Here is a 26,706-nt window from a genome sequence, read left to right as displayed (position 1 = left end):
CTTTACTGATTCAATCTCGGATACGGTTGAATCAGAGTGTGAAGCGGCATCACTGGCAGACCCGGACCTTCCGGACGGAAGACTTACCCCACGTGTCGTAGCTGCGCACATCGCGCAGGACGCAAGCCGGGCGAAATGCGGTGTCGTAGCTTTTGTAGTAATAGTTGTTGTGGCGCTGGCTGCCGAGGGAGGCTGCCTGCAGGGGTGCGTCAAGCATGCTGACGACGGCGATGGCGACGAGCGCCCCAAGCCCGGCAGCGGTGAAAATGGTAGACATCGTGATCTCTTCTGATGAACGGGACGGCTCACGGCCGTTTGAAGATCACACCTTGCCAGCCTCCGCTGCATGCTTCTGTTCCGGATGGAACTGACCTTGAGAACTCTCGGTTTTTGACAAAAAAGACCGGCCAAACGAATTTGGCCGGTCTTATCATTCACCATACGAATAGGCAGTCGGCTATCAGAAGAAGCCGCGCTTCTGCCACCAGCCACCCTTCTTGGGCTTCGGCGGTTCGCTGTCATCCTGCTTTTCGACAGTCGAAGACTTGATCACCGGTTGGCTGGCAATGGTGTCGATGTCGCGGTTGGCGCGCGCAGGTTTCGCCTCGTCGAGCGCTGCTGCAGCTTCCTCAACGACGGGCTCTACAACGGCTTCCGATTTGGCCTTTGCCGGTGTCGCTTCGATAGCAGCTTGGGCATCCGTGTCGGCGGTTTCGACGGGCGTTTCTTCAACGACAGCAGCTTCCGCAACGACAGCCTTCTTGCGGCTGCGCTTTGGTTTGGCCGGCTTTGCCTCGACAACGGCTTCCACAGGCTCTTCAGCGACCGAAACCGGTTCCTCGGACGCTACAGCGACAGGAGCCTCGTCGGTGACAACCGTTGCGGTCGCTGCCAACAGCTCTTCATCTGCCTCTGCTTCATCGGAGCCTTCGCCTGCAGCAAGGTTTTCACCTTCTGCATCTTCCGGACGATTGCGGCGGCCACCACGCTTGCCACGACGGCGACGCTTGCGCTTCTGCTGTTCTTCATCGCTGAGCGCCGCATCGACGCCATCGACTTCACCGTTCGACGTGACTTCGTCGTCGGCTTCATCGCCTTCGTCATCGACGCTTTGGTCCGTTGACTGTGCATCGGCATTGCCAAGCGGTTCGCCGTTCGGGCCAGTCCCGCGGCCACCACGACGCCGCCGACGACGCTTGCGCTTGCGGTTGCCCTGGTCGTCACTCTGCTCAGCCGGTGCACGTTCGCTGCGCTCGGTCCGCTCGACGCGTTCCGGCTTGGCTTCCGCGATTAGCTCCTCATCATCCTCGATCTCCTCCTCGATGACGATATCGTCGTCTTCTTCGGGCTCTGGCTCGAACTGGATAATCTGGTCAATCTGGACCGGGTGCTCGACGGCTTCGCCGCGGTCGATGGCAAAATGCTGGGCACCGACATGGGCATCCGCTTCAATGATGATCTGAACGCCGAAACGTTCTTCATAGTCGATGATCGTGCCGCGCTTGTAGTTGAGGAGGTAGAGCGCAATATCCGGCGTGGTGCGTACCGTAATATTGTGCGTCGTGTTCTTCAGCAGATATTCCTCGACGCCGCGCAACACATGCAGCGCCACCGACGACTGCGAGCGGACATGGCCCGTGCCGTTGCAATGCGAGCAGACCTGCATGGTCGATTCGAGAACCGAGGCGCGGATGCGCTGGCGCGACATTTCGAGCAGGCCGAAATGCGAGATGCGTCCGACCTGGATACGGGCGCGGTCGTTCTTCAGATGGTCCTTGAGGCGCTTTTCGACGGAGCGATTGTTGCGCTTCTCTTCCATGTCGATGAAGTCGACGACCACGAGACCGGCAAGGTCGCGCAGACGCAGCTGGCGAGCGACTTCTTCGGCCGCTTCCAGGTTCGTCTGGAGCGCTGTGTCCTCGATCGAGTGCTCGCGGGTCGAACGGCCCGAGTTGACGTCGATTGCGACAAGCGCTTCGGTCTGGTTGATGATGATGTAACCGCCGGACTTCAGCGTCACCTGCGGCTGCAGCATGCGGTCGAGCTGGGCTTCGATGCCCGAGCGCGAGAAGATCGGATGCACGTCGCGGTATGGCTGAACCACCTTGGCGTGGCTCGGCATCAGCATCTTCATGAAAGCCTTGGCTTCCTTGTAGCCTTCTTCGCCGGCAACGATGACTTCGCTGATATCCTTGTTGTAGAGGTCGCGGATCGAGCGCTTGATCAGCGATCCCTCTTCATAGACGAGGCAAGGGGCCGTTGAGGACAGCGTCAGCGTGCGGACGTTTTCCCAAAGGCGCATCAGATATTCGAAGTCGCGCTTGACCTCGACCTTGGTGCGGTTGGCACCGGCGGTGCGCAGGATGACGCCCATGCCCTGCGGCACGTCGAGCGCGCGGGCAATTTCCTTCAGACGCTTGCGGTCGGGAAGGTTGGTGATCTTGCGGGAAATCCCGCCGCCACGTGCCGTGTTCGGCATCAGAACCGAATAGCGGCCGGCAAGCGAGAGATAGGTTGTGAGGGCCGCGCCCTTGTTTCCGCGTTCTTCCTTGGCCACCTGCACAAGCAGGATCTGACGGCGCTTGATGACTTCCTGGATACGGTACTGCTTGCGCGGACGGCGGTTGACCTGACGATCCGGCACTTCCTCCATGGCGTCTTCGGCGCCGACGGATTCAATGATTTCCTTTTCCTCGTGATGACCATCGTCGTCATCGTCGTCATCATTGTTGCGACGTCCGCCGCGGGTGTCTTCCGAAATCGAATCGGTATCGACCATGGCAGCCATTTCGCCGCCGGACGAACCGTCTTCGCCATCGCCGGCGTCCGTGGCTTCAGCCGCTTCCGCAGCAGCCTTCTTGCTGCGACGCGGGCGCTTCGGCTTGGCCTTCTTCGGTGTTTCCTCCGCGAGGGTTTCCACCTGGTCTTCGGTCGCCTCGATGATTTCAACGACGGTTTCTTCCGCCGTCGCTACCATTTCCTCGTCGGAATCATTGCCGAGATCCGTGCCGGTTTCGACCGATTCGATATCGTCGTCGCGACGGGCTTCTTCGGCTTCCTGCCGGAGCAGGGCCTGACGATCGGCAAGCGGAATCTGGTAATAGTCGGGATGGATTTCCGCAAAGGCCAGGAAGCCGTGGCGGTTGCCGCCGTAATCGACGAAGGCCGCCTGAAGCGAAGGTTCGACGCGGGTGACTTTCGCGAGATAGATGTTTCCGCGAATTTGTTTCTTGTGTTCGGATTCGAAGTCGAATTCTTCTATGCGACTTCCGCGAACGACAACGACGCGCGTCTCTTCAGCGTGAGACGCATCGATAAGCATTTTCTCTGCCATTTAAGCTGTGCTCCTCGGCATGACCGCGAAACGGCAGGGAAAATGCGACCCGGAGGTGATTTTCCATGCAGTTGGCGTTCTTCGCCGAATGTGAATGTTCCCGCTTGGCTTGGGAGATGGGGCAGCGGCCAGACGGCGCCAGGAACGATATCGCTCCGGAGCCTGTTTATTTCTGGCTGATACTGCTGTGACAACATCAATGACCAAACAAGAATGCCAATGTATTAGGCCAAAAAGACCCGATGAATGTGCCCGATCACGGGCTGCGGTGTGTGCCACCATAAACATCCCGGCCACCGCCGGATTTTTGCGATCCAGTATGCGGAGAAAAAGTGCAGCGACGGCGGATGAAGAGACGACTGCTTGCGGACGCATGAGCATATGAAAGGTGTGAACCTGTTTGCTCATGGCTTGGCGCCAGGGGTTTTTGACCCTATGGCAGCCGGTCGTTGATTCTATCCCGTCAACACTTTCTCCCTATTCACGCTTTTATGTTTTCTATGTCACAATGGCAAGGGAAAAGCCGAAACCGCCATAATATTGATTGATTCGCTGGCGCCTGTGTGCTGCGCCCCGGGCCTCGCTTAAGTCGTTTTCCGCGGCCGTTTTTGCTGACGCAAGGTTTGATTAATCATAAAGCGTCATTGACTATACGCACCAATATCGTGCGCCTTGCGCCCATTGGGTTCGTCTGGATGGGCAGGAACAAGACATGCGGAGCATTATGTGACGGGTCGGGCCGGATTTCGCACTCTCAAATTCTTGGACGGAATGCAGGGTTTTGGCATTGTCGCGCGGCTGTGTGCCGGGTTGCTGGCTCTTTCCGCATTGTCCTTGGCGCCGCCTGCTAATGCCGAGGACGTCGAGCCACTTCTCGCCTATGGCGCCCGTATTGCCGGCGACGACGCGCGCACGCGCGTCGTCATTGATTTCGACAGAAAGCCGGAGTTCTCCATTCATTATGTCGCCAACCCTGTGCGGATCATCGTCGATCTGCCCGAGACATCCTTCGGTCTGAAGCCGGAGGATATTCAGGCGAGGGGCTCTTTAGCGATATCCGCTACGGGGGCATGGGGGCGGGCAGTTCCCGTATCGTGCTGACGGCAAAGAAGCCGGTCGGCGTTGCCCTGGCAGAGGTCAAGGCGGATGAGAGTGGCAAGGGTTTTCGCCTCGTGATCGATGCGGAGTTCGTCAAGCAGGATCGTTTTACGCAACTTCTCGAACAGCAAAAGTGGAGTATAGCGCCGACCACTGCAAAAACCGGCCGTCTGGCGGCACCCGCAGCCGATGACGGTTCCTTCGTCATTGCGGTCGATGCCGGTCATGGCGGCATCGATACCGGCGCGGTCGGCGTGGTGACGAAAACCGAGGAGAAAAAGGTCACGCTAGCCTTCGCCGAAGAAATGGTGGAAGCCCTCAACAAGGAGACGGGCATCAAGGCCTTCCTGACGCGGTCGAAGGACGAATTTCTCTCGCTCTCGCAACGGGTACAGATTGCTCGGCAGAACGGCGCCAAGCTGTTTATTTCGATCCATGCGGACACGCTGAAGCAGAAGGATATACGCGGCGCGACGGTCTACACGATTTCCGACAAGGCGTCCGACCATCTGGCCGCCAACCTCGCAGAGCGGGAAAACCTGTCGGATGAGATCGCCGGCGTGGCACTTGAAACGGAGCCGGCCGAAGTCGCTGATATCCTCATCGACCTGACGCGACGCGAGACGCAGGCCTTTTCCGTCAATCTGGCGAGGTCTGTGGTGTCCTCCTTCGAGGGGCAGATCAAGCTGATCAACAATCCGCACCGCTACGCCGGTTTTCAGGTCTTGAGGGCGCCCGACGTACCATCCGTCCTGCTCGAGCTTGGCTTCCTGTCAAACAAGGACGACGAGAAACTGCTGCTTGACCCGTCATGGCGCGGCAGGGTTTCCGAGCGCCTGGTCGAAGCCGTTCGCCATTACCGCCAGGGCACCGTCGCAAACGGCGGCTGATGAGACGGATCTCGCCTGCGATAACGCGGCTTGTGATTTGTGTCCCTGGTGTAACAGCGTTATGCTTTTCAAAGGCCTATGCCGGGGTTAATGCGCGGCGAGCCCTATTTTGCTCACAATCGGGTCGTTATCGAGGGGGCGAAATTTGTAAAATCAGGAACTGTCTGCGGGAAGCTCCAAAAGCCGTTCGATCTCGACTGTCGCGCCGCTCGGACAATTTGCAGGTAATCCTGACGGCCGGATTTCGCAGAGTGCGTGAGAATAGATATATTTCTCTGGCGTGATTGCATTCTTTAGAGGTGGGCGTTAGGCCCCTGAGACGCCTGAAAGGGCCCTTAGGACAACGACAACAAGGCACTGGTATCTGGCTGATGATCAGACTGATTGGATATTTCTTCGGCGTTGGCGCCTTTCTCGTGCTCGGGGTGGCGGCCGTCGTTGCGGTCTATCTTGGCAGCGTCGCCAAGGACCTGCCGGATTATGAGGTGCTGAACAGCTATGCGCCGCCGGTGACCACCCGCGTGCACGCCGGAAATGGTGCGTTGATGGCGGAGTATGCCCGTGAACGGCGGCTCTACCTGCCGATCCAGGCGATCCCGGATCGCGTCAAGGCCGCTTTCATTTCCGCCGAAGACAAGAATTTCTACCAGCATCCGGGCGTCGACATTACCGGCCTTGGTCGCGCGATCTTCGTCAACCTGCAGAACTTCGGATCCGGTCGTCGCCCGGTCGGCGCATCCACCATCACCCAGCAGGTCGCGAAGAACTTTCTTCTGACGGCGGACCAGACGATCGACCGCAAGGTCAAGGAAGCCATTCTTTCCTTCCGCATTGAGCAGGCTTACAGCAAGGATCGAGATCCTCGAGCTTTATCTCAACGAGATTTTCTTCGGATTGAACTCCTACGGTATTGCTGGTGCGGCACTGACCTATTTCGACAAGTCGGTCACCGAACTGACTGTTGCGGAAACCGCCTATCTGGCGGCCCTTCCGAAAGGGCCGGCCAACTACCATCCCTTCCGCAAGGCGGAAGCAGCGCTCGAGCGCCGCAACTGGGTGGTCGATCGCATGGTCGAAAATGGCTATGTCACCCATAGCGATGGCGAGGACGCCAAGAAGCAGCCCCTTGGTGTGACGCTGCGTCGCGGTGGCTCGCATCTGTTTGCCTCGGATTATTTCGCCGAAGAGGTTCGCCGCCAGATCATCCAGCGCTACGGCGACAACGCGCTCTATGAAGGTGGGCTTTCTGTCCGCACATCGCTGGATCCCAACCTGCAGATCGAGGCCCGTAAGGCGCTGCACAACGGTCTCGTCAGCTACGACGAGCGCCGGGGCTTCCATGGCGCTCTCAAGACCATTGAGATCGGTGGCGACTGGGGTGAACCGCTGGGCAAAATTGAATCACTTTCGGACGTGCCTGAGTGGAAACTTGCTGTCGTCCTGTCTGTGAATGAAGAGGGTGCCGAGATCGGCATTCAGCCGGCCAAGGAAGTGTCGGGCAAGATCGGTCCAGACCGCTTCACCGGCCATATCGCTGCCAAGGCTATGCAATGGGCCTACCGGTCCTCAACCGGCGACCGTAAATCTGCCAAGTCGCCCGAGGGCGTTCTGGGTCCAGGCGACGTCGTCTATGTGGAGGCGTTGGAAGCAGAGGGCGAGTATCGCCTGCGCCAGCCTCCGAAGGTTCAGGGTGGCCTCGTTGCCATGGACCCACAGACCGGCCGCGTGCTCGCCATGGTCGGCGGCTTCTCCTACGGCCAGTCCGAATTCAACCGTGCGACGCAGGCCATGCGCCAGCCGGGATCGTCCTTCAAGCCGTTCGTTTATGCCGCTGCGCTCGACAATGGCTATACCCCGGCGTCCGTCATTCTCGACGCGCCGTTCGAGATGGTCGCAGGCGGCCAGGTCTGGCGCCCGGAAAACTATGGCGGCGGCTCGGCCGGCCCATCGACGCTGCGTCTCGGCATCGAGAAGTCGCGCAACCTGATGACGGTGCGGCTCGCGAACGATATGGGTATGAATCTCGTTGCCGAATATGCCGAACGCTTCGGCATTTACGACAAGATGCTACCGGTGCTCGCCATGTCGCTTGGCTCGGGCGAAACGACCGTGCTGCGCATGGTCTCCGCCTATGCCGTGTTGGCCAATGGCGGCAAGCAGATCAAACCTTCGATGATCGACCGCATTCAGGACCGTTATGGCAAGACGATCTTCCGGCACGAGGAACGGACCTGCGACAACTGCAATGTCGCCGACTGGGAAAGCCAGGAAGAGCCGGTGCTGACGGATAATCGCCAGCAGGTTCTCGATCCGATGACGGCCTATCAGATTACATCGATGATGGAAGGCGTCGTTACGCGCGGCACGGCTGCCGGAAAGATCAAGCTTGATCGTCCGGTTGCCGGCAAGACGGGCACGACCAATGACGAGAAGGATGCCTGGTTCGTCGGTTACACGCCAGACATGGTTGCCGGCCTCTATCTCGGTTTCGACAATCCTGCCCCGCTCGGGCGTGGTGCGACCGGTGGTGGCCTTGCAGCACCGATCTTCAACGATTTCATGCAAGCCGCAACCAAGGGAACCCGTCCCAGCAAGTTCGTGGTTCCGGAAGGCATGAGCCTCGTTCCGGTCAACCGCAAGACCGGCATGGCGGCTTTCGATGGTGAGCCTGATACGATCATTGAAGCCTTCAAGCCCGGCACCGGCCCCGCCGATACCTTCTCGGTCATTGGCGGCATGGAAGAATATGTTCCGCCGGAAGAAATCCTCCGGGCATCGCCGCAGGCAAACCAGGCGGTAACCTCCGGCCAGGGCGGGCTTTTCTAGTCCGCCGGTTCCAGCCTTTAGAAACCGAGAGTCGGCTTTACATCGCAAGCTGCCGTGTTTATGCACGGCACATCCATAATTCAGGCGTCAAGAAGCAGGACCATGCGGACCGAAATCGAAAATATCGTCGACGAAATCAAGCAGGCCATAAGCCTGCTGAGGAGGCATCTTTGACTGGGATCAGGCGGTAAGACGACTGGACTGGTTGAACAACAAGTCGGAGGATCCCAACCTCTGGAACGATGCCGCGGAAGCGCAAAAGCTGATGCGCGAACGCCAGCAGCTTGATGACGGCATCAACAGTGTCCGCGCCTTCGAGCAGCAGATGCAGGATGCTATCGACCTCATCGAACTCGGTGAGGAAGAGGGCGATACCGACGTCATCAAGGAAGCCGAGGACGCGCTTCGCGTCCTGCGCACCGAAGCGGCACGGCGCCAGGTCGAGGCGATGCTGTCCGGCGAGGCCGATGGCAACGACACCTATCTCGAAGTGCATTCCGGCGCCGGCGGCACGGAGAGCCAGGACTGGGCGAACATCCTTTTGCGCATGTATACCCGCTGGGCCGAACGCCAGGGCTACAAGGTCGAACTGATGGAAGTGCATGACGGCGAAGAAGCCGGCATCAAGTCGGCGACTTTGCTCGTCAAGGGACACAATGCCTATGGCTGGCTGAAGACGGAATCGGGCGTGCACCGCCTCGTGCGGATTTCGCCTTTCGACAGCAACGCCCGGCGCCACACCTCATTTTCGTCCATCTGGGTCTATCCTGTCATCGACGATCTGATCCAGATTGACATCAACGAGAGCGATTGCCGCATCGACACCTACCGCTCGTCGGGTGCCGGTGGCCAGCACGTCAACACCACCGATTCGGCCGTGCGCATCACGCATATGCCGTCCGGCATCGTCGTGCAGTGCCAGCAGGAGCGCTCGCAGCACAAGAACAAGGCCAAGGCCTGGGACATGCTGCGCGCCCGTCTCTATGAGGCCGAGTTGAAGAAACGCGAAGAAGCGGCCAACGCCGAAGCCGCCTCGAAGAGCGATATCGGCTGGGGACACCAGATCCGCTCCTACGTGCTGCAACCCTACCAGCTGGTCAAGGACTTGCGCACCGGCGTTGCCAGCACGGCACCGGACGATGTTCTCGACGGCGACCTGAACGAGTTCATGGAAGCGGCACTGGCCCACCGCGTCAATGGCGGCGCAGATGCCGTGGTCGATGACCTGAACTGATAGGGCCATTCAGGCTTGATGAAGCGAAAACCGGGTGTGAAAAGCGCCCGGTTTTTTAGTGCACTCAATGCAACGACTGCTTCAGTTCGTTGCCCGCTCGACCTTGATGTCGCCGATATCGTCGATCAGTACGGTCCAGCTGTCGGGTTCCAGGGCCTGCGGGTCAGTTTTTAGGTAGACCGTGGCAAACATGCCTGGTTGGCGAGCGATGCCGGTCGAACTTTCCGGGCGGATGTCGGTGATATAGGCCTTCAGGTTCGAAAACTCTTCGAGTTCAGCCGATGAAATCACCTTCGGACCCTCAGGGCCGGACGCGATCTGCTGGAGATGGATATGGGCGGTGCCATCCACTTGGCGCACTGCAATCAGCTTGTAGTAGCCGCGCTGCACCGGTTCCGACTTTGCGGTCGTTTCAGTCGCCGGCTCTGTCTGCCGGGTTGAAGGAGCGGCCAACGGGTCGAGAACATCAAGCGGGTCGCCGCTTTCCTCCCAGTATCCGGTGCTGGTCACAAAAATCACGTTGCTTGGCAGGATGTCGACCTCCTGCGCCGGTGCTGCCGTGGCCAGAAATGTCAAAATGGCACAGAGGGTGAAAACGCCAGTCCGATACATTCCGGAAACTCCAGGGCTCTTTGCGTTTGATCCTCCAGCAATATCACCATGTTCCGACGCCGGCGTCACGCTCAATTCGAAAACTGCTCGGCAAGAATCCGGTCCGACCATGAATAATCCGGGTCTGAAAGAATGCAGGCCGTGATGTTCTCCGATTCGGCGATGCGAACCTGGACGACAGACTTGACTTCGACATGGTCGGCAACTGCGTTGACCGGCCGTTTTTCGGCCTCAAGAATGGTGATATCGACCGTCACCTTGTTGGGAAGAAGCGCCCCCGCCAGCGCCTCGGGCGAAACGGGCTGACAGGGGTCAGAGCCAGAAGCGGCGCCTCCAGCGGCAGGATCGGTCCATGCGCTGAGAGATTATAGGCAGTGGAGCCCGCCGGCGTCGAGAGCAGCACGCCGTCGCAGATCAGTTCTTCCAGCCGGACGCGGCCATCAACCACCACCCTTAGCTTTGCCGCCTGATAGGATTGTCGGAAGAGATAGACCTCGTTGATGGCGAGGGCCTTGAAGCGGTTGCCGTCGCTGTCCACTGTCTGCATTTCGAGCGGTCGGAAGGCATTCTCGACGGCCTCCGACAGGCGTTCGCGCAGGTTTTCCGTGCTGTATCGGTTCATCAGAAAGCCGATCGACCCGCGGTTCATGCCGTAGACCAGCTTGCCGGAATTCATCGTCTTGTGCAGCGTCTGCAGCATGAAGCCATCGCCGCCAAGCGCCACGACGACATCGGCTGTCGCCGGATCCTCGTTGCCGTAAATCGCCGCCAGTTCTTCAGCCGCCTTCTGCGCTTCGTCGGCGGGAGAGGCGACGAAGGCGATGGTCTGGAATGTGCGAGCCATGAAATGCCTGTCTGTTTGTCTGCGCGACCGTACCTTTAGGGCGGGCCTGCGAATATAGCAGTCATCTGCCCCAAGAACATGACGGCAGCCGACAGCATCGCCCAAACGATGCCCGCGTCATCATGCACAAAAGAACACAAGGGAAAAGGAAAGAAATGGTGCCCCCACCAGGACTCGAACCCGGGACCCCCTGATTACAAATCAGGTGCTCTACCAACTGAGCTATAAGGGCAGCACGGGGAGGGAGTTAGCAGATTCTGTTGCTGTGTAAAGTGAAAATGCTGCTCTTTCCGTTTTTTTGAGATGCGATCGGTCGTTCCAAAGGTGTTTCTGCAGGGCCAATGGTTGCCGCAAACGCGGTCTAGACGCTGGGCTTTGGGATCTTGCGCGTTGGTGCGTGATAATGTGCGAGCCGCCGTTGCAGGCGGGGCGGGATGAAGAAGCTGGCGATGGCAAGCACTGCCGAGAGGCTGCATGTCATCCAGATTGCGGCGCCGGAAAAGTGGATTTCGGCGAGCGCGCCGCAGACAGCGCCGACGGCCATGCCGAGCCAGGGCACACTCTGGATCAGCCAGCCGGGATGGCTTTGGCCGATCAGCATCCGGCCAAGTCCGCGACCGAATCGCGACAGGCCGCCGGTGACATAGGTGAGCCCGATCGGCAGGCCTTCGATATGCTCGACGGCGGTATTGATGACACCCATGGCGAGAATGATCAGGTAGAATTGCGCGACCTTCAAACCTTGAGGCGTCAACAGGGAGGCGAGTGCCAGTAGGACCGTCACCGTTGCAAGGACGCGGAAGGTTCGCCGCGCCGCGCCATGGGCGATGATGATGCCAAGGGCATTGCCGATGATGAAGACCATCAGGCCACCGAGCAGAAGAAAGGCATGATCGGACTGGCCGCGCGCGATGGCGACCGCAGCCTGCGTCGTGTTGCCGCTCATAAAAGAGACGAAACTGCCCAGGTGCAGCAGGCCGATCGCATCGGTCATGCCGGCGAGAAAGGCAATACCCGCCACCAGGGTCGCGCCGATGGCTGTCCTGCGCCGCCTGACGATCTCGCCGCCGCCGTTCCCGTGTCATCCCGTGTTGTCCCCGATCCCCGTCGCCGCCCTGTTCCTGCATGTCGCAGCCATGTCCCTGGGTAGGCTTCCCGATGTTTACAGCCTATTCGGCAGCGCGCAACAATGTCGCTTCGCGCGGCTCCATCTCCGAGCAGCGGGCCATGGCGCCGGGCAGGGCGTCCGCCAAGTGATCGATAAGGGCACGAACCCCAGGAAGGATGCCGTGGCGGGACGTAAAGACGAGATGCACGATGACCTCTTTCGATGTCCATTCCGGCAGGACCGGCACCAGGCTACCCGTCCGGAAACCGCGCTCGACGATGTGATGCGGCAGCATCGCAATGCCGACGCCGTCGATCGCCGCCTGCTCGATGATGCCAAAATCGCTGCAGCCGATGATGGGTACATGCGAAACGTCACGGCTGGTTCCGTCCGGTCGAAACAGCGTCCATGTATCTGTCGCGTGCTGTTCGTTCAGCGACAAGGTCGGCATCTTGCCGAGCGTATCGATCGTGACCGGCGGCAGGCGTGACAGGAGATCCGGGCTCGCTGCGAGATAGCTGCGCGCCGCACCGAGCTTTCGCACGATCAGCTGGTTGTCCGTGTCCAGTTCGTCGCGCGCCCGCAGGGCGATGTCGAAGCGCTCCTCGACCAGATCGATGCGGCGATTCTGTCGCCGTGATCAGCACGCGGGTGCCGGGATAGAGGCGGTGAAAGGCCGGGATGATATGGGCGATCATCGGCGAGAAGCCGATCGGGCAGGCAAGGCGTACCAGCCCTGCCGGTTCGCTCTTTGCCACTGCGACCACGGCTTCCGCCGCTTCGACGCCGGCCAGGATCGTTTCGCAGCGCTCATAGAAGGCCTGGCCGATGTCGGTCACGCGCAGCTTTCGCGTTGAGCGCTCGAGCAGCCGAACGTCAAGCTGCTGCTCCAGCCGGGCAACATGTTTGCTGAGCTTGGATTTCGGAATATTGAGCACGCGGGCCGCGGCTGAAAAGCCCTTGTGTTTTACGACAGCGGCGAAAAGGGCGAGGTCGTTGAGGTCCTGCATGGCGGGCTCCATCGCTATCGTTTTGTTGATCCGATTGTTTCTAGCAGGAAACGGCGTGTCGAAAAAGCACTGGCTTATCGGCTGATTGTTTTCGAAACATATGTTGTGCACCGCAATTGATACAACAACCCCGCAAAGGTGCCACCCATGAACGTTCTGCATATCGACTCCGGAATTCTCGGAGATCACTCCGTTTCCCGCCGGCTGACGGCATCAATCGTTGCGCGCCTGAAGGCGCAAACGGAACCCGCCTCCGTAACATACCGCGATCTCGTCGCCGCACCGCTGGCGCATCTGAGTGGGGCACACCTGATGGCGGCCTCGGCCGGCCCGGAAGGCATCGAGGCATCGCTGGCCTCGGAACTTGATGCCGGCCGCACCGCGCTGGAAGAGTTTCTCGCTGCTGATGTCGTGGTGATCGGCGCACCGATGTACAATTTCGCCGTCCCGACCCAGTTGAAGACATGGATCGACCGCATTCTGGTTGCCGGCACCACATTCCGCTACACGGAAACCGGCGTCGAAGGCCTCGCCAAAGGCAAGAAGGTCATTGTCGCCTCCACGCGCGGCGGCCATTATTCGGGCGCATCGCCGGTCGCTGCCATGGATCATCAGGAAGCATACCTGACGACTGTCCTGGGCTTTATCGGTATCACCGATGTCGAGTTTATCCGTGCCGAAGGCCTTGCCATGGGCGACGATGCCAAGCAGTCTGCCATTGCAGGCGCTGAAAAGGTCATCGCCGAACACGGTCAGTTCGCCACCGCCGCCTGATTCATTCCTGATCTCCGCGACCGCCGGGCCTTTCCCCAGTGCCCGGCGGTTTGCTGTGCGTTCGAGCTTGCGTGCCAATGCTAGACGAAGCCTCTCGAAGGCGCTAAAGCGCTGCAATCATGGAATCAGGCTTTTCCGTCAGGGGACGCCTGCGCAGCAAGGGACAGTGAAGATGGACGTCAAGGACAGCAACGGCACGATCCTCAAGGAAGGCGACAACGTCACGCTGATCAAGGATCTGAAGGTCAAGGGAACGTCCGAGACCTTGAAGCGCGGCACCGTCATCAAGGGCATCCACCTGACCGACGAGCCGGACGAGGTCGAATGTCGCCATGCCAAGATCAAGGGTCTTGTGTTGCGCACGGAGTTTCTGAAGAAAGCCTGATTGCCCGGTTTTTGCATGTGTCGCGGTAACGGATTGCGGCATCGACAAGACGTCATTTTGCGCTAAACTGTGGTCATGCAAACGACGGCTGTAATCCTGTTTCCAGCTTTGCTCGCAGCCGGCGCCGTCATGATGCCGGCCCATAGTCATGCCTCACCGCCAGATGCCAATTGTACCTGCCGCAATCGCGACGGTTCAAAACATGAGATCGGCGAGACGGTCTGCATCCGCGCCGGCGATACGGCTTACCTCGCGCGCTGCGAGATGGATCTGAACGTCACGACCTGGCGTCGGCTGCAGGATGGCTGTCCGACGGCCGGGCTGCGCAATTTTCAAACGTCTTTCCAGAACTGACCGCTTCAGCCTTTGGCGAGATGCGCCCGCGCGGCGTACATGGCAATCGCTGCCGCATTGGAAACGTTCAGCGACTTGATGGCGCCGGGCATGTCGAGCCGGGCAAGCGCCGTCACCGTCGAACGCGTCTTCTGGCGCAGGCCCTTGCCCTCGGCGCCGAGCACCAGCGCGATCTTGCGCCCGGCAAGCGTGGTTTCCAAGGGAGCGGGACCTTCCGAATCAAGCCCGATCGAGGTGAAGCCAAGCTTGTGCAACTCGTCCAGCGCATCGGCCAGATTGGTGATCTGGATATAGGGGATCATTTCCAGCGCACCGGATGCGGATTTCGCCAGAACGCCGGATTCCGTCGGGCTGTGGCGCATGGTGGTGATCAGGGCGCCGGCATTGAAGGCAACCGCCGAACGCATGATCGCGCCGACATTGTGCGGATCGGTGATCTGGTCGAGAACGAGGATCAGCGGGCTGTCGGTCAACGCCGACAGGCGGCGGACGGGCAGGGGACGCGTTTCCAGCATGACACCTTGATGGATCGCGTCGGGGCCGAGGATCTTGTCCAGATCCTGGGGTGAGACGATCTCGACGGGAAATCCGAGTTCCTCGACAGGGCCGATCTCCAGGCGCACCAAAGCGTTCTGCGTCAGCGACAGCTTGATGATCTGCCGTTCCTTGTTGTCGAGCGCGGCGCGCACCGTGTGGATGCCGTAAAGCAGGACCTGGTCAGGCATAAGCGTCGGCGCTGTCCAGTCGCCCGCAGCATTCTTCTTGCGTCGGTCCTGCACCGGTGTCGGGATTTCGCCACGTTCGCGGCGCGCATCGCGATGGGCGCGGCGCAGGGTGGCATAATGGGTGTCTTTGGCGTGTCCGTCGCCCGGATTATCTTTGCTCATAGCTGCCTTATACTGAGGAAGAGGCCGGCTTGGAACCATTTTTCGAGAAATCCGCAGCCGGTCCCCTTTGTAGCGGATTTCGCAACTTTTTCTGACCGGTCGTGTTGACAGGATGAAACGGGACGGTCATATACCCGGCGCAGATTGAAGGGGCGACTTGCTCCGGCCGGAACCGCTTTGATCTGACAAGCTTGGTCGCTTGATCCCGACGGAATAATGGAGGGATGCCCGAGTGGTTAAAGGGGACGGACTGTAAATCCGTTGGCTCAGCCTACGTTGGTTCAAATCCAACTCCCTCCACCATTCTGTCATGGGATCGATGACCACACCGCGGGTATAGCTCAATGGTAGAGCAGCAGCCTTCCAAGCTGAATACGCGGGTTCGATTCCCGCTACCCGCTCCAAGCGCCTTCGAAGCTCCCTTTCATATTTTGATTCAGAAAACCCCTTCAAGCTTTTGAATGTGGCGGCATTTTCTATTTCGCGCTAAGTGGGCTGGATTTGCGGCCGGCAATCACCATATAGCGAATATGAGACGGCCAGCCGTCGCGCGCACGACGAAATAATTATGTCTTGCGCAATTCTTCCGAAACCCTTAAACGCCTCCCCAAACCGGCGCCGCCGGATGATCCCATCTATTGATCACAGGATACGTACACCATGGCAAAGAGCAAATTTGAGCGCAATAAGCCGCACGTCAACATTGGCACGATTGGCCACGTCGACCATGGCAAGACGTCGCTGACGGCAGCGATCACGAAGTATTTCGGCGAATACAAGGCGTACGACCAGATCGACGCTGCACCGGAAGAAAAGGCTCGTGGCATCACCATCTCGACGGCACACGTCGAGTATGAGACGGCTGCCCGTCACTATGCCCACGTCGACTGCCCCGGCCACGCCGACTACGTCAAGAACATGATCACCGGTGCTGCCCAGATGGACGGCGCGATCCTGGTTTGCTCGGCTGCCGACGGCCCGATGCCGCAGACCCGCGAGCACATCCTGCTTGCCCGTCAGGTTGGCGTTCCCGCGATCGTCGTGTTCCTCAACAAGGTCGACCAGGTCGATGACGCCGAACTTCTCGAGCTCGTCGAGCTGGAAGTGCGCGAACTCCTGTCGATGTACGACTTCCCGGGCGACGACATCCCGATCATCAAGGGTTCGGCTCTGGCCGCTCTTGAAGATTCGGACAAGAAGATCGGCGAAGACGCGATCCGCGAACTGATGGCCGCTGTCGATGCCTACATCCCGACGCCTGAGCGTCCGATCAACCTGCCGTTCCTGCTGCCGATCGAAGACGTGTTCTCGATCTCGGGCCGTGGTACGGTTGTGACCGGTCGCGTTGAGCGCGGCATCGTCAAGGTTGGTGAAGAAGTCGAGATCGTCGGCATCCGCGCCACCACGAAGACGACGGTTACCGGCGTTGAAATGTTCCGCAAGCTGCTCGACCAGGGCCAGGCCGGCGACAACATCGGCGCGCTGATCCGCGGCGTCACCCGTGACGGCGTCGAGCGTGGCCAGATCCTGTGCAAGCCGGGTTCGGTCAAGCCGCACAAGAAGTTCATGGCAGAAGCCTACATCCTGACGAAGGAAGAAGGCGGTCGTCATACGCCGTTCTTCACCAACTATCGTCCGCAGTTCTACTTCCGCACCACCGACGTGACCGGCATCGTATCGCTTCCGGAAGGCACGGAAATGGTCATGCCTGGCGATAACGTCACGGTTGCCGTCGAACTGATCGTTCCGATCGCCATGGAAGAAAAGCTGCGCTTCGCGATCCGCGAAGGCGGCCGCACCGTCGGCGCCGGCATCGTAGCCTCCATCGTCGAGTAATTTACTCGGTTGGAAACGGCGCTCCATAAGCGCCGTTTCCTCGATAACTATTTATGAAAGGTCCTGCCGGCGACGGCGGGGCCTTTTGTTTTTGACGCCGTGACTTACATTGCGGCTCATGCAGATTGGCATGCAAGGCGAGGAAGACATCATCATGAAAAAGCGGATATTGTTCACCGGCGGCTCCGGCAAGGCGGGGCGGCATGCGGTGCCCTATTTGATCGAGGCAGGCTACGAGGTCCACAACATCGATCTGTTGCCGCTGGACAGCCCCGGCGTCACCAACCTGATCGCTGACATCACCGATAGCGGCCAGGTTTTCAACGCGCTGTCGATGCACCGCGATTTCCCCGACCTGGAACACGGGCAGGGGCCGCAGCCCTTCGACGCCGTGGTGCATTTCGCCGCCGTTCCGCGCATCCTCATCAAGCCCGACAACGAGACCTTCCGCATCAACACGATGGGCACCTACAATGTCATCGAGGCGGCGGTGAAGCTCGGCATCCGCAAGATCATCGTCGCTTCCAGCGAGACCACCTACGGCGTCTGCTTTGCCGAGGGGCATCGCGATTTTCATCAGTTCCCGCTGGATGAGGACTATGATGTCAATCCGATGGACAGCTATGGCCTGTCCAAGGTGGTGAACGAGAAGACCGCGCGCGCCTTTGCCGAGCGGAGCGGTTTCGACGTTTACGCGCTGCGAGATCGGCAACGTCATCGAGCCGCATGAATATGAGCGTTTCCCCGGCTATTTCGCCAATCCCGAAATACGCAAGCGTATCGCCTGGAGTTATATCGACGCCCGCGATCTCGGCCAGATCGTTGGTCTCTGCATCGAAAAGGATGGTCTCGGCTACCAGGTCTTCAATGCCGCCAATGATACCGTCTCGGCCGATACACCGACCCGCGAGCTAGCGGCCCGCTATTTCCCCAATGTCCCGTTCACGCGGGAGATCGGTGAATTCGAAGGCCTGTTGTCGAACCGGAAAGTTCGCGAAGTTTTGGGGTTTCGCGAAGAGCATGACTGGCGCAAATACGTCGGGAAATGACCGGGTCCCAACCGACAAGGAAAAAGAGCGCAAGAAATTGCGCTTTTCCGTCAAAGGTGCTTGTCATGGCCAAACAAACTGCCTATTAAGCCGCTGACTTGAGATGCGGCCATTGGAAACGGTGGCTTGTGTTTCGGTGAAGGGGCATAGCTCAGTTGGTAGAGCGGCGGTCTCCAAAACCGCAGGTCGTCGGTTCGAGCCCGGCTGCCCCTGCCATTTTCCGCAGTTGCAAATTCCGCATGTGCGTGAAAATGAAGATCGGAAACGCAAATGCGCGTTTCCGCGTAATTTTGCAAAACCACCGATGACCTCTTGTGGTTTTGAGAATCGGTCGTTATGTAGGGGTTCAAACAGACACGCGGCGCGTGGGGCTGAAACGTCAGCTTTACGGGCCGTAATGGCGTGGGCATTCAATGGCATCCAAAACAAATCCATTTACGTTTCTGCAGCAGGTGCGGGCTGAAACGGCGAAAGTGACTTGGCCGTCCCGGCGCGAGACGATGATCTCGACGCTGATGGTATTCGTCATGGTCTTTTTCGCAGCCGTTTTCTTTTTGCTGCGGACCAACTTCTGGGCTGGCTGATCGGCCTCGTCCTGAACGTCGGCATTTGAACGGTTAGGGATGAATATGGCAGCGCGTTGGTACATCGTTCACGCCTACTCGAATTTCGAGAAGAAGGTTGCTGAGTCGATCGAGGAAAAGGCACGGCAGAAGGGTCTGAGCCACCTTTTCGAACAGATCCTGGTTCCGACTGAAAAGGTCGTCGAGGTCCGTCGTGGCCGCAAGGTCGATGCGGAGCGCAAGTTTTTCCCCGGCTATGTGATGGTGCGGGCAAACCTGACGGATGAGGCCTACCACCTCATCAAGAATACCCCGAAGGTCACGGGTTTCTTGGGGTCCGACAACAAGCCGGTTCCGATCCCCGATTCTGAGGCCGATCGCATTCTCGGTCAGGTCCAGGATGGCGTCGATCGTCCGAAGCCGTCGATCTCGTTTGAGGTTGGTGAGCAGGTTCGTGTTTCCGATGGTCCGTTCGCGTCGTTCAACGGCATCGTACAGGACGTCGATGAGGAGCGTTCGCGCCTCAAGGTCGAGGTCTCGATCTTCGGCCGCGCAACGCCGGTCGAACTCGAATACGCTCAGGTCGAGAAGGTCTGATCATGCGGCAACCGGCGGAGTTCTCTCCGTTCGGGCGTCGTTGAAGAATTTGTCGGTTTTAAACGACCGGCAAGAGGCGGAGTGATCCGCCAAGCGCGTGGGAGGGTGGCGATCTTAGCCGGATCGCAGGTCCGCACCACGCAACCGCAGCCGCCGCATCTCTCGGGGTGTGGCATGAAAGGCCGGGAAACCGGTCATTGATGTTTCGGACCGGTCGCTTCTGGCGCTCGTTTGAAACGAAGACAAAGGCAGAGAGAAATGGCTAAGAAAGTTGCAGGCCACCTCAAGCTTCAGGTCAAGGCAGGATCGGCAAACCCGTCCCCGCCAATCGGCCCGGCGCTTGGTCAGCGTGGCGTAAATATCATGGAATTCTGCAAGGCGTTCAACGCTGCCACGCAGGAAATGGAAAAGGGCATGCCGATCCCGGTCGTCATCACCTATTACCAGGACAAGTCCTTCACCTTCATCATGAAGCAGCCGCCAGTCAGCTACTTCCTGAAGAAGGAAGCGAAGCTGACGGCCGGTTCCAAGACGCCCGGTAAGGGCCCGAAGGTCGGCACGCTGACCCAGGAGCAGGTTCGCAAGATCGCTGAAGCCAAGATGAAGGACCTCAACGCCGCTGACGTTGAAGGCGCAATGGCAATGGTTGAGGGCTCCGCCCGCTCCATGGGCCTGGAAGTGGTGGGCTGAGACCATGGCAAAGATTGCAAAGCGCGTACAGAAGACCCGTGAGGGCATCGACCCGACGAAGCTCGTTGCCCTGACGGAAGCGATTTCGCTGGTCAAGGACCGGGCGATTGCCAAGTTCGATGAAACCATCGAAGTGTCGATGAACCTCGGCGTCGATCCACGCCACGCCGACCAGATGGTCCGCGGCGTCGTCAACCTGCCGAACGGCACGGGCCGTACGGTTCGTGTTGCCGTGTTCGCACGTGGTGCAAAGGCTGACGAAGCCCGCGCTGCCGGCGCAGACGTCGTTGGCGCGGAAGATCTCGTCGACATCGTCCAGGGCGGCAAGATCGATTTCGATCGCTGCATCGCAACCCCGGACATGATGCCGCTCGTCGGTCGTCTCGGTAAGGTCCTCGGCCCGCGTGGCATGATGCCGAACCCGAAGGTCGGCACGGTTACCATGGACGTTGCCGGAGCCGTCAAGGCATCCAAGGGCGGCGCTGTCGAGTTCCGCGTCGAGAAGGCTGGCATCGTCCATGCCGGTATCGGCAAGGCCTCGTTCGACGCGACGGCTCTTGAAGAAAACATCCGTGCTTTCGCTGATGCCGTCATCAAGGCAAAGCCGGCTGGTGCCAAGGGCAACTACGTCAAGCGCGTGGCGATTTCCTCGACCATGGGTCCGGGCGTCAAGATCGACCCTTCGAGCGTCACGACAGCCTAATCAATCCTCCGGGCCTTGTGCCCGGGAACGGACATGGTCCCTCGCGGCTTTGTCAAGACCAAGATTTCTGGCCTTTCGGGGCCGGAAATTTCCGGTGTCAAACCCGGAACTCCTGTCCGAGACTGCAGGTGGTTTTCCCTTAATCACTTCGCCTGCATGAGATGGGTAAGACCCAGATTTCACCAACACGCTGAGGCGTGGAAATTTGGTTCGAACCTCGGCTTGCCTTGTGCCTGATCCGGTCGACGGATCTGCGCAGGGGACAGGATCCTCGAGCGTCGCTCCGGATCATTCTTTGGTCCTCGAGCGGCAAAGGCAAACCGACAGGTCCGCGATTTTGCGGTCCTGTCAACTGGAGATAGGCAGTGGAAAGAGCGGAAAAACGCGAATTCGTCACGGAACTGAACGAGGTCTTCAAGGCTTCGGGTTCGGTTGTCGTGGCCCACTATGCCGGTGTCACAGTCGCACAGATGAACGACTTCCGTTCGAAGATGCGCGCTGCTGGCGGCACCGTCAAAGTCGCGAAGAACCGTCTGGCCAAGATCGCCCTTCAGGGTACGGAGTCGGAAGGGATCGTCGATCTCTTCAAGGGACAGACGCTGATTGCATACAGCAATGATCCCATCACGGCTCCGAAGGTTACCATGGAATTCGCCAAGACAAACGACAAGGTCGTTATTCTCGGCGGCGCCATGGGAGCAACCGCGCTCAATGCGGACGCAGTCAAGTCGCTTGCGACCCTGCCTTCGCTGGACGAGCTGCGTGCAAAGCTGCTGGGCATGATTCAGACCCCGGCACAGCGCATCGCATCGGTTGTTGCAGCACCGGCAAGCCAGCTTGCCCGCGTGTTCGCAGCCTACGCCAAGAAGGACGAAGAAGCCGCATAAGGCGGTTTTTCGCTGTAAATTTTCAAACAAGTTCGAACCGAATATAAAGGAACTATCACATGGCTGATCTCTCTAAGATCGTTGAAGACCTGTCCTCGCTGACCGTTTTGGAAGCTGCTGAGCTTTCGAAGCTTCTCGAAGAAAAGTGGGGCGTTTCGGCTGCTGCTCCTGTGGCTGCTGCTGCTGGCGGCGCTGCCGTTGCTGCTGTCGTTGAAGAAGAAAAGACCGAGTTCGACGTTATCCTGGCAGAAGCCGGCGCTAACAAGATCAACGTCATCAAGGAAGTCCGCGCGATCACAGGCCTCGGCCTGAAGGAAGCCAAGGACCTCGTTGAAGCGGCTCCGAAGGCTGTCAAGGAAGGCGTTTCCAAGGCTGAAGCTGCCGACCTCAAGAAGAAGCTCGAAGACGCTGGCGCCAAGGTTGACGTCAAGTAATCTTGCTTTCTACAAGGGGAGGTGGCCTGAAATGGCCGCCTCTCTTTGACCGCTTTCTGAACCTATTACCCAAAAGCCCCGTGAAAACGGCTTTTGGGTAATGAGTTCTTCAAGAGGATAGTCCCGTTCCAAGGAGACGACAGCAATCCGCGCTGTGTGTTTTTGGACGTTGGACGAGATTGAACCACTCATTGATTGACGGGATCGACTGGCCATCGGTTCCCGTCCGTTGCAGGCCCGGATGCAAAATTTGAAGGAGCGACGATGGCTCAGACCCTTTCGTTCAATGGTCGTAGGCGCGTACGCAAAGTTTTTGGTAAAATTCCCGAAGTCGCAGAAATGCCGAACCTCATCGAGGTTCAGAAGGCATCCTACGATCAGTTCCTCATGGTGGACGAACCGCAGGGCGGTCGTTCGGACGAGGGACTTCAGTCCGTTTTCAAGTCAGTGTTCCCGATTCAGGATTTCTCCGGCGCTTCGATGCTCGAATTCGTGTCCTACGAGTTCGAACAGCCGAAATTCGACGTCGAGGAATGCCGTCAGCGCGATCTGACCTACGCAGCGCCGCTTAAGGTGACGCTGCGCCTCATCGTGTTCGATATTGACGAGGATACGGGCGCGAAGTCCATCAAGGACATCAAGGAACAGAACGTCTACATGGGCGACATGCCGCTCATGACCAACAATGGTACGTTCATCGTCAACGGCACCGAGCGCGTCATCGTTTCCCAGATGCACCGTTCGCCGGGCGTGTTCTTCGACCACGACAAGGGCAAGAGCCATTCCTCGGGCAAGCTTCTGTTTGCTGCCCGCGTCATCCCCTATCGCGGTTCCTGGCTCGATATCGAATTCGACGCCAAGGACATCGTGCACGCCCGCATCGACCGCCGCCGCAAGATTCCGGTAACGTCGCTTCTCATGGCGCTCGGCATGGACGGCGAGGAAATCCTCGACACCTTCTATACCAAGTCACTCTATCAGCGTGACGGCAAGAGCTGGCGGATTCCGTTCCAGCCTGACGCCCTGCGCGGCCAGAAGGCACTGACCGACCTGATCGACGCCGACACCGGCGAAGTCGTGGTCGAATCCGGCAAGAAGCTGACGCCGCGCCTGCTCAAGCAGCTGACGGAAAAGGGCCTGAAGGCGATCAAGGCAACCGACGACGATCTTTACGGCAACTACCTTGCCGAAGATCTGGTCAACGTGCAGACCGGTGAAATCTTCCTGGAAGCCGGCGACGAGATCGACGAGAAGACGCTCGGCGTCATCATGTCCTCTGGCTTCGAAGAAATCCCGGTTCTCGACATCGACCATATCAATGTCGGTGCCTATATCCGCAACACATTGTCTGCGGACAAGAACGAAAACCGCCAGGACGCGCTGTTCGACATCTACCGCGTCATGCGTCCGGGTGAGCCGCCGACCATGGATTCGGCCGAAGCCATGTTCAATACGCTGTTCTTCGATTCGGAGCGTTACGACCTCTCCGCCGTCGGCCGCGTCAAGATGAACATGCGCCTCGACCTCGATGCTGCCGACACCGTCCGTATCCTGCGCAAGGAAGACATCCTGGCCGTAGTCCGGATGCTCGTTGAACTGCGCGACGGCAAGGGCGAGATCGACGATATCGACAACCTCGGCAACCGTCGTGTTCGCTCCGTCGGCGAACTGATGGAAAACCAGTATCGCCTCGGCTTGCTGCGCATGGAACGTGCGATCAAGGAACGCATGTCGTCGATCGAGATCGACACCGTCATGCCGCAGGACCTGATCAACGCCAAGCCGGCGGCCGCTGCCGTCCGCGAATTCTTCGGCTCCTCGCAACTGTCGCAGTTCATGGACCAGGTGAACCCGCTTTCGGAAATCACCCACAAGCGCCGTCTCTCGGCTCTTGGACCGGGTGGTCTGACTCGCGAGCGTGCGGGCTTCGAAGTCCGCGACGTTCACCCGACCCACTACGGCCGTATTTGCCCGATCGAGACGCCGGAAGGCCCGAACATCGGTCTGATCAACTCGCTCGCCACCTTCGCACGGGTCAACAAGTACGGCTTCATCGAAAGCCCGTACCGCAAGATCATCGACGGTAAGGTCACCAGCGACGTTGTCTATCTGTCGGCGATGGAAGAAGCCAAGTACCATGTGGCGCAGGCTAACTCGGTGCTCGATGCCAACGGTTCGTTCTCGGAAGAGTTCGTCGTTTGCCGTCATGCCGGCGACGTTATGCTTGCTCCGCGCGACGTCGTGAACCTGATGGACGTTTCGCCGCGCCAGCTCGTGTCTGTCGCAGCAGCGCTCATCCCGTTCCTCGAAAACGATGACGCCAACCGCGCGCTCATGGGCTCGAACATGCAGCGTCAGGCCGTGCCTCTGCTGCGTGCCGAAGCACCGTTCGTCGGTACCGGCATGGAACCGATCGTTGCCCGCGATTCCGGCGCTGCCATTGCTGCCCGTCGTGGCGGCGTGGTCGACCAGGTCGATGCGACCCGTATCGTTATTCGCGCAACGGAAGATCTCCAGGCCGGCAAGTCCGGCGTCGACATCTACCGCCTGCAGAAGTTCCAGCGTTCTAACCAGAACACCTGCGTCAACCAGCGCCCGCTGGTTACCGTTGGTGACATCCTGAACAAGGGTGACATCATCGCGGACGGTCCGTCGACCGACCTCGGCGATCTGGCTCTCGGCCGCAACGCGCTCGTCGCGTTCATGCCTTGGAACGGCTACAACTACGAAGACTCGATCCTGCTCTCCGAGCGCATCGTGCGCGACGACGTGTTCACTTCCATCCACATCGAGGAATTCGAAGTGATGGCGCGCGACACCAAGCTTGGTCCGGAAGAAATCACGCGTGATATTCCGAATGTTTCGGAAGAAGCGCTGAAGAACCTCGACGAAGCCGGTATCGTTTACATCGGTGCGGAAGTTCAGCCGGGCGATATCCTCGTCGGCAAGATCACGCCGAAGGGCGAAAGCCCGATGACGCCGGAAGAAAAGCTTCTGCGCGCCATCTTCGGCGAAAAGGCCTCCGACGTCCGCGATACGTCCATGCGCATGCCTCCGGGCACCTTCGGCACGATCGTCGAAGTTCGCGTTTTCAATCGCCACGGCGTTGAAAAGGACGAACGTGCGATGGCGATCGAGCGGGAAGAGATCGAACGTCTCGCAAAGGACCGCGACGACGAACAGGCGATCCTCGACCGCAACGTCTATTCGCGACTGCTCGACATGCTGCGCGGCCACGTCGCCGTTGCCGGCCCGAAGAGCTTCAAGAAGGGCACCGAGCTTTCGAACGCCATCATCTCCGAATATCCCCGCTCGCAGTGGTGGATGTTTGCGACTGAGGACGAGAAGGTTCAGGGCGAAATCGAAGCCCTGCGTGGCCAATACGACGAATCCAAGTCGCTGCTCGAGCATCGCTTCATGGACAAGGTCGAAAAGGTCCAGCGCGGCGACGAAATGCCTCCGGGCGTCATGAAGATGGTCAAGGTCTTTGTCGCTGTGAAGCGCAAGATCCAGCCAGGCGACAAGATGGCCGGCCGTCACGGCAACAAGGGTGTGGTTTCCCGCATCGTGCCGATCGAAGACATGCCGTTCCTGGAAGACGGTACGCATGTCGATGTGGTTCTGAACCCGCTGGGCGTGCCTTCGCGCATGAACGTCGGCCAGATCCTCGAGACGCACCTGGGCTGGGCTTGCGCCGGTATGGGCAAGAAGATCGGCGCCATGCTTGATGCTTATAAGGCGGGCGCTGACATTCAGCCGCTGCGCGATACCATCGACAGCGTCATCGGTTCCGGTCCGAAGGGCGAGCCGATCAAGGACTACGACGATGAATCCATCGTCCGTCTGGCCGAGCAGACCCGTCGCGGTGTTTCGATTGCAACGCCGGTCTTCGACGGTGCTGTTGAAGCCGACGTCAACATCATGCTGGAGCAGGCAGGCCTCAACGTTACCGGCCAGTCGACCCTGTTCGACGGTCGTACCGGTGAGCAGTTCGACCGTCAGGTGACCGTCGGCTACATCTACATGCTGAAGCTGAACCACCTTGTGGACGACAAGATCCACGCCCGTTCGATCGGTCCTTACTCGCTCGTCACCCAGCAGCCGCTCGGTGGTAAGGCGCAGTTCGGCGGTCAGCGCTTCGGGGAAATGGAAGTCTGGGCTCTGGAAGCCTACGGCGCCGCCTACACCCTGCAGGAAATGCTGACGGTGAAATCCGACGACGTGGCCGGCCGTACCAAGGTCTACGAAGCGATCGTCCGTGGCGACGATACCTTCGAGGCCGGTATTCCGGAGAGCTTCAACGTTCTCGTCAAGGAAATGCGGTCGCTGGGTCTGTCGGTCGAGCTGGAAAACTCCAAGCTCGAAGATGCGCACGCAACGCAACTGCCGGACGCGGCCGAGTAAAAACATCAAGGTGCGTGCCGCTTTCCCAAGTGGCACGCACCGTTTCCACCCGGTTCCGCGTAAAGGGAACAGGGCAGGGAATGCGGCCGCATTTTATGCGGTCATATCCGTTTCAAGCAGGGGCCGGCGCCCGGGATTGCCGGTTTCCCTGCCAAAGCTGAGGGCGACACGCCCACGAAGGAGACAG

The 26,706-nt window shown here is 59.3% G+C and carries 16 protein-coding genes, 4 tRNA genes and 7 pseudogenes; 19 read left to right on the top strand and 8 right to left on the bottom strand.

Translation table 11 applies throughout. From position 1 onward, the window contains the following. Positions 1–49 precede the first annotated feature (49 nt). Positions 50–277: a hypothetical protein gene (locus tag P6U16_RS02790; protein ID WP_277702523.1), complete on the bottom strand. Its 228-nt coding sequence runs from the start codon at positions 275–277 to the stop codon at positions 50–52. 183 nt (positions 278–460) lie between these two features. After that, positions 461–3,334 (bottom strand): ribonuclease E/G, encoded by a 2,874-nt coding sequence (locus P6U16_RS02785; protein WP_277702522.1) that lies wholly within the window; start codon positions 3,332–3,334, stop codon positions 461–463. A gap of 771 nt (positions 3,335–4,105) precedes the next feature. Between P6U16_RS02785 and P6U16_RS02780 the strand changes: the two are divergent. The 3 genes and pseudogenes from P6U16_RS02780 (at position 4,106) to prfB (ending at position 9,382) form a co-directional block, all read left to right on the top strand. Further along, positions 4,106–5,322: pseudogene (locus P6U16_RS02780) on the top strand (N-acetylmuramoyl-L-alanine amidase). Between the two features lie 371 nt (positions 5,323–5,693). Then, positions 5,694–8,148 (top strand): annotated as a pseudogene (locus P6U16_RS02775) (penicillin-binding protein 1A). A 102-nt stretch (positions 8,149–8,250) separates the two neighbouring features. Then, a protein-coding gene (gene prfB / locus P6U16_RS02770; RefSeq protein ID WP_277702521.1) for a peptide chain release factor 2 occupies positions 8,251–9,382 on the top strand; the annotation gives its coding sequence in 2 pieces (ribosomal slippage) (positions 8,251–8,319 and positions 8,321–9,382; 1,131 coding nt in all). An 81-nt stretch (positions 9,383–9,463) separates the two neighbouring features. On the opposite strand, the gene P6U16_RS02765 is transcribed toward prfB, so the two are convergent. The 5 genes and pseudogenes from P6U16_RS02765 to P6U16_RS28270 form a co-directional block, all read right to left on the bottom strand. After that, complete coding sequence (locus P6U16_RS02765) at positions 9,464–9,994, bottom strand: hypothetical protein (RefSeq protein ID WP_277702520.1); 531 nt, start codon at positions 9,992–9,994, stop codon at positions 9,464–9,466. Between the two features lie 71 nt (positions 9,995–10,065). Next, positions 10,066–10,838: pseudogene (locus tag P6U16_RS02760) on the bottom strand (NAD kinase). Positions 10,839–10,994: 156 nt separating this feature from the next. Beyond that, positions 10,995–11,070, bottom strand: a tRNA-Thr gene (locus P6U16_RS02755). Between the two features lie 129 nt (positions 11,071–11,199). Beyond that, positions 11,200–11,923, bottom strand: a pseudogene (locus P6U16_RS02750) (YoaK family protein). Between the two features lie 84 nt (positions 11,924–12,007). Then, positions 12,008–12,956 (bottom strand): annotated as a pseudogene (locus P6U16_RS28270) (LysR family transcriptional regulator). Here P6U16_RS28270 and P6U16_RS02730 point away from each other — a divergent pair. From P6U16_RS02730 to P6U16_RS02715, 4 genes are all read left to right on the top strand, one after another. Next, positions 12,909–13,076, top strand: a complete 168-nt coding sequence (locus P6U16_RS02730; RefSeq protein WP_277704030.1) for a hypothetical protein — start codon at positions 12,909–12,911, stop codon at positions 13,074–13,076. The pseudogene P6U16_RS28270 and the gene P6U16_RS02730 overlap by 48 nt on opposite strands. A gap of 27 nt (positions 13,077–13,103) precedes the next feature. Continuing rightward, complete coding sequence (locus tag P6U16_RS02725) at positions 13,104–13,730, top strand: FMN-dependent NADH-azoreductase (RefSeq protein ID WP_277702519.1); 627 nt, start codon at positions 13,104–13,106, stop codon at positions 13,728–13,730. A 172-nt stretch (positions 13,731–13,902) separates the two neighbouring features. Next, complete coding sequence (locus tag P6U16_RS02720; RefSeq protein WP_071832750.1) at positions 13,903–14,115, top strand: alkylphosphonate utilization protein; 213 nt, start codon at positions 13,903–13,905, stop codon at positions 14,113–14,115. 75 nt (positions 14,116–14,190) lie between these two features. After that, entirely contained in the window at positions 14,191–14,469 is a 279-nt protein-coding gene (locus P6U16_RS02715) for a hypothetical protein (protein WP_277702518.1), read from the top strand. Between the two features lie 5 nt (positions 14,470–14,474). On the opposite strand, the gene rlmB is transcribed toward P6U16_RS02715, so the two are convergent. Beyond that, positions 14,475–15,356 (bottom strand): 23S rRNA (guanosine(2251)-2'-O)-methyltransferase RlmB, encoded by an 882-nt coding sequence (gene rlmB, locus P6U16_RS02710; protein WP_277702517.1) that lies wholly within the window; start codon positions 15,354–15,356, stop codon positions 14,475–14,477. 218 nt (positions 15,357–15,574) lie between these two features. Between rlmB and P6U16_RS02705 the strand changes: the two genes are divergently transcribed. From P6U16_RS02705 to rpoB, 12 genes and pseudogenes are all read left to right on the top strand, one after another. Further along, positions 15,575–15,659, top strand: a tRNA-Tyr gene (locus P6U16_RS02705). A 27-nt stretch (positions 15,660–15,686) separates the two neighbouring features. Continuing rightward, a tRNA-Gly gene (locus tag P6U16_RS02700) sits at positions 15,687–15,760 on the top strand. Positions 15,761–16,016: 256 nt separating this feature from the next. After that, a complete protein-coding gene (gene tuf, locus P6U16_RS02695; RefSeq protein ID WP_277702508.1) occupies positions 16,017–17,192 on the top strand; it encodes an elongation factor Tu in 1,176 nt (391 codons plus the stop codon). Positions 17,193–17,346: 154 nt separating this feature from the next. Further along, positions 17,347–18,241: pseudogene (locus P6U16_RS02690) on the top strand (NAD(P)-dependent oxidoreductase). Positions 18,242–18,381: 140 nt separating this feature from the next. Continuing rightward, positions 18,382–18,457 (top strand) — tRNA-Trp (locus P6U16_RS02685). 197 nt (positions 18,458–18,654) lie between these two features. Then, a pseudogene (gene secE, locus P6U16_RS02680) lies at positions 18,655–18,854 on the top strand (preprotein translocase subunit SecE). Positions 18,855–18,870: 16 nt separating this feature from the next. Then, entirely contained in the window at positions 18,871–19,401 is a 531-nt protein-coding gene (nusG, locus tag P6U16_RS02675) for a transcription termination/antitermination protein NusG (RefSeq protein ID WP_277702516.1), read from the top strand. A gap of 258 nt (positions 19,402–19,659) precedes the next feature. Further along, positions 19,660–20,091: a 50S ribosomal protein L11 gene (gene rplK / locus P6U16_RS02670; protein ID WP_277702515.1), complete on the top strand. Its 432-nt coding sequence runs from the start codon at positions 19,660–19,662 to the stop codon at positions 20,089–20,091. Between the two features lie 4 nt (positions 20,092–20,095). Continuing rightward, positions 20,096–20,794: a 50S ribosomal protein L1 gene (gene rplA / locus P6U16_RS02665; RefSeq protein ID WP_277702514.1), complete on the top strand. Its 699-nt coding sequence runs from the start codon at positions 20,096–20,098 to the stop codon at positions 20,792–20,794. 365 nt (positions 20,795–21,159) lie between these two features. Further along, positions 21,160–21,681, top strand: a complete 522-nt coding sequence (rplJ, locus tag P6U16_RS02660; RefSeq protein ID WP_158476809.1) for a 50S ribosomal protein L10 — start codon at positions 21,160–21,162, stop codon at positions 21,679–21,681. A gap of 59 nt (positions 21,682–21,740) precedes the next feature. Continuing rightward, positions 21,741–22,115 carry a 50S ribosomal protein L7/L12 gene (gene rplL, locus P6U16_RS02655; protein WP_209857402.1) on the top strand — a complete coding sequence of 125 codons (375 nt, stop codon included), beginning with the start codon at positions 21,741–21,743 and terminating at the stop codon, positions 22,113–22,115. Positions 22,116–22,379: 264 nt separating this feature from the next. Then, a complete protein-coding gene (gene rpoB / locus P6U16_RS02650) occupies positions 22,380–26,519 on the top strand; it encodes a DNA-directed RNA polymerase subunit beta (RefSeq protein WP_277702513.1) in 4,140 nt (1,379 codons plus the stop codon). Positions 26,520–26,706: the final 187 nt, after the last annotated feature.

The organism is Rhizobium sp. 32-5/1, from assembly GCF_029537235.1.
Taxonomy (GTDB): Bacteria; Pseudomonadota; Alphaproteobacteria; order Rhizobiales; family Rhizobiaceae; genus Pararhizobium.
The sequence above is the reverse complement of the archived record's forward strand: the minus strand, read 5'-3'. Positions and strand labels throughout refer to the sequence as shown.

Coding starts and splice junctions, on each gene's coding strand:
- nusG (WP_277702516.1), top strand. CDS start 18,871: ATGGCAGCGCGTTGGTACATCGTTCACGCCTACTCGAATTTCGAGAAG.
- P6U16_RS02715 (WP_277702518.1), top strand. CDS start 14,191: ATGCAAACGACGGCTGTAATCCTGTTTCCAGCTTTGCTCGCAGCCGGC.
- rpoB (WP_277702513.1), top strand. CDS start 22,380: ATGGCTCAGACCCTTTCGTTCAATGGTCGTAGGCGCGTACGCAAAGTT.
- P6U16_RS02790 (WP_277702523.1), bottom strand. CDS start 277: ATGTCTACCATTTTCACCGCTGCCGGGCTTGGGGCGCTCGTCGCCATC.
- rplA (WP_277702514.1), top strand. CDS start 20,096: ATGGCAAAGATTGCAAAGCGCGTACAGAAGACCCGTGAGGGCATCGAC.
- P6U16_RS02765 (WP_277702520.1), bottom strand. CDS start 9,994: ATGTATCGGACTGGCGTTTTCACCCTCTGTGCCATTTTGACATTTCTG.
- rplL (WP_209857402.1), top strand. CDS start 21,741: ATGGCTGATCTCTCTAAGATCGTTGAAGACCTGTCCTCGCTGACCGTT.
- tuf (WP_277702508.1), top strand. CDS start 16,017: ATGGCAAAGAGCAAATTTGAGCGCAATAAGCCGCACGTCAACATTGGC.
- P6U16_RS02720 (WP_071832750.1), top strand. CDS start 13,903: ATGGACGTCAAGGACAGCAACGGCACGATCCTCAAGGAAGGCGACAAC.
- rplK (WP_277702515.1), top strand. CDS start 19,660: ATGGCTAAGAAAGTTGCAGGCCACCTCAAGCTTCAGGTCAAGGCAGGA.
- P6U16_RS02785 (WP_277702522.1), bottom strand. CDS start 3,334: ATGGCAGAGAAAATGCTTATCGATGCGTCTCACGCTGAAGAGACGCGC.
- P6U16_RS02725 (WP_277702519.1), top strand. CDS start 13,104: ATGAACGTTCTGCATATCGACTCCGGAATTCTCGGAGATCACTCCGTT.
- rlmB (WP_277702517.1), bottom strand. CDS start 15,356: ATGAGCAAAGATAATCCGGGCGACGGACACGCCAAAGACACCCATTAT.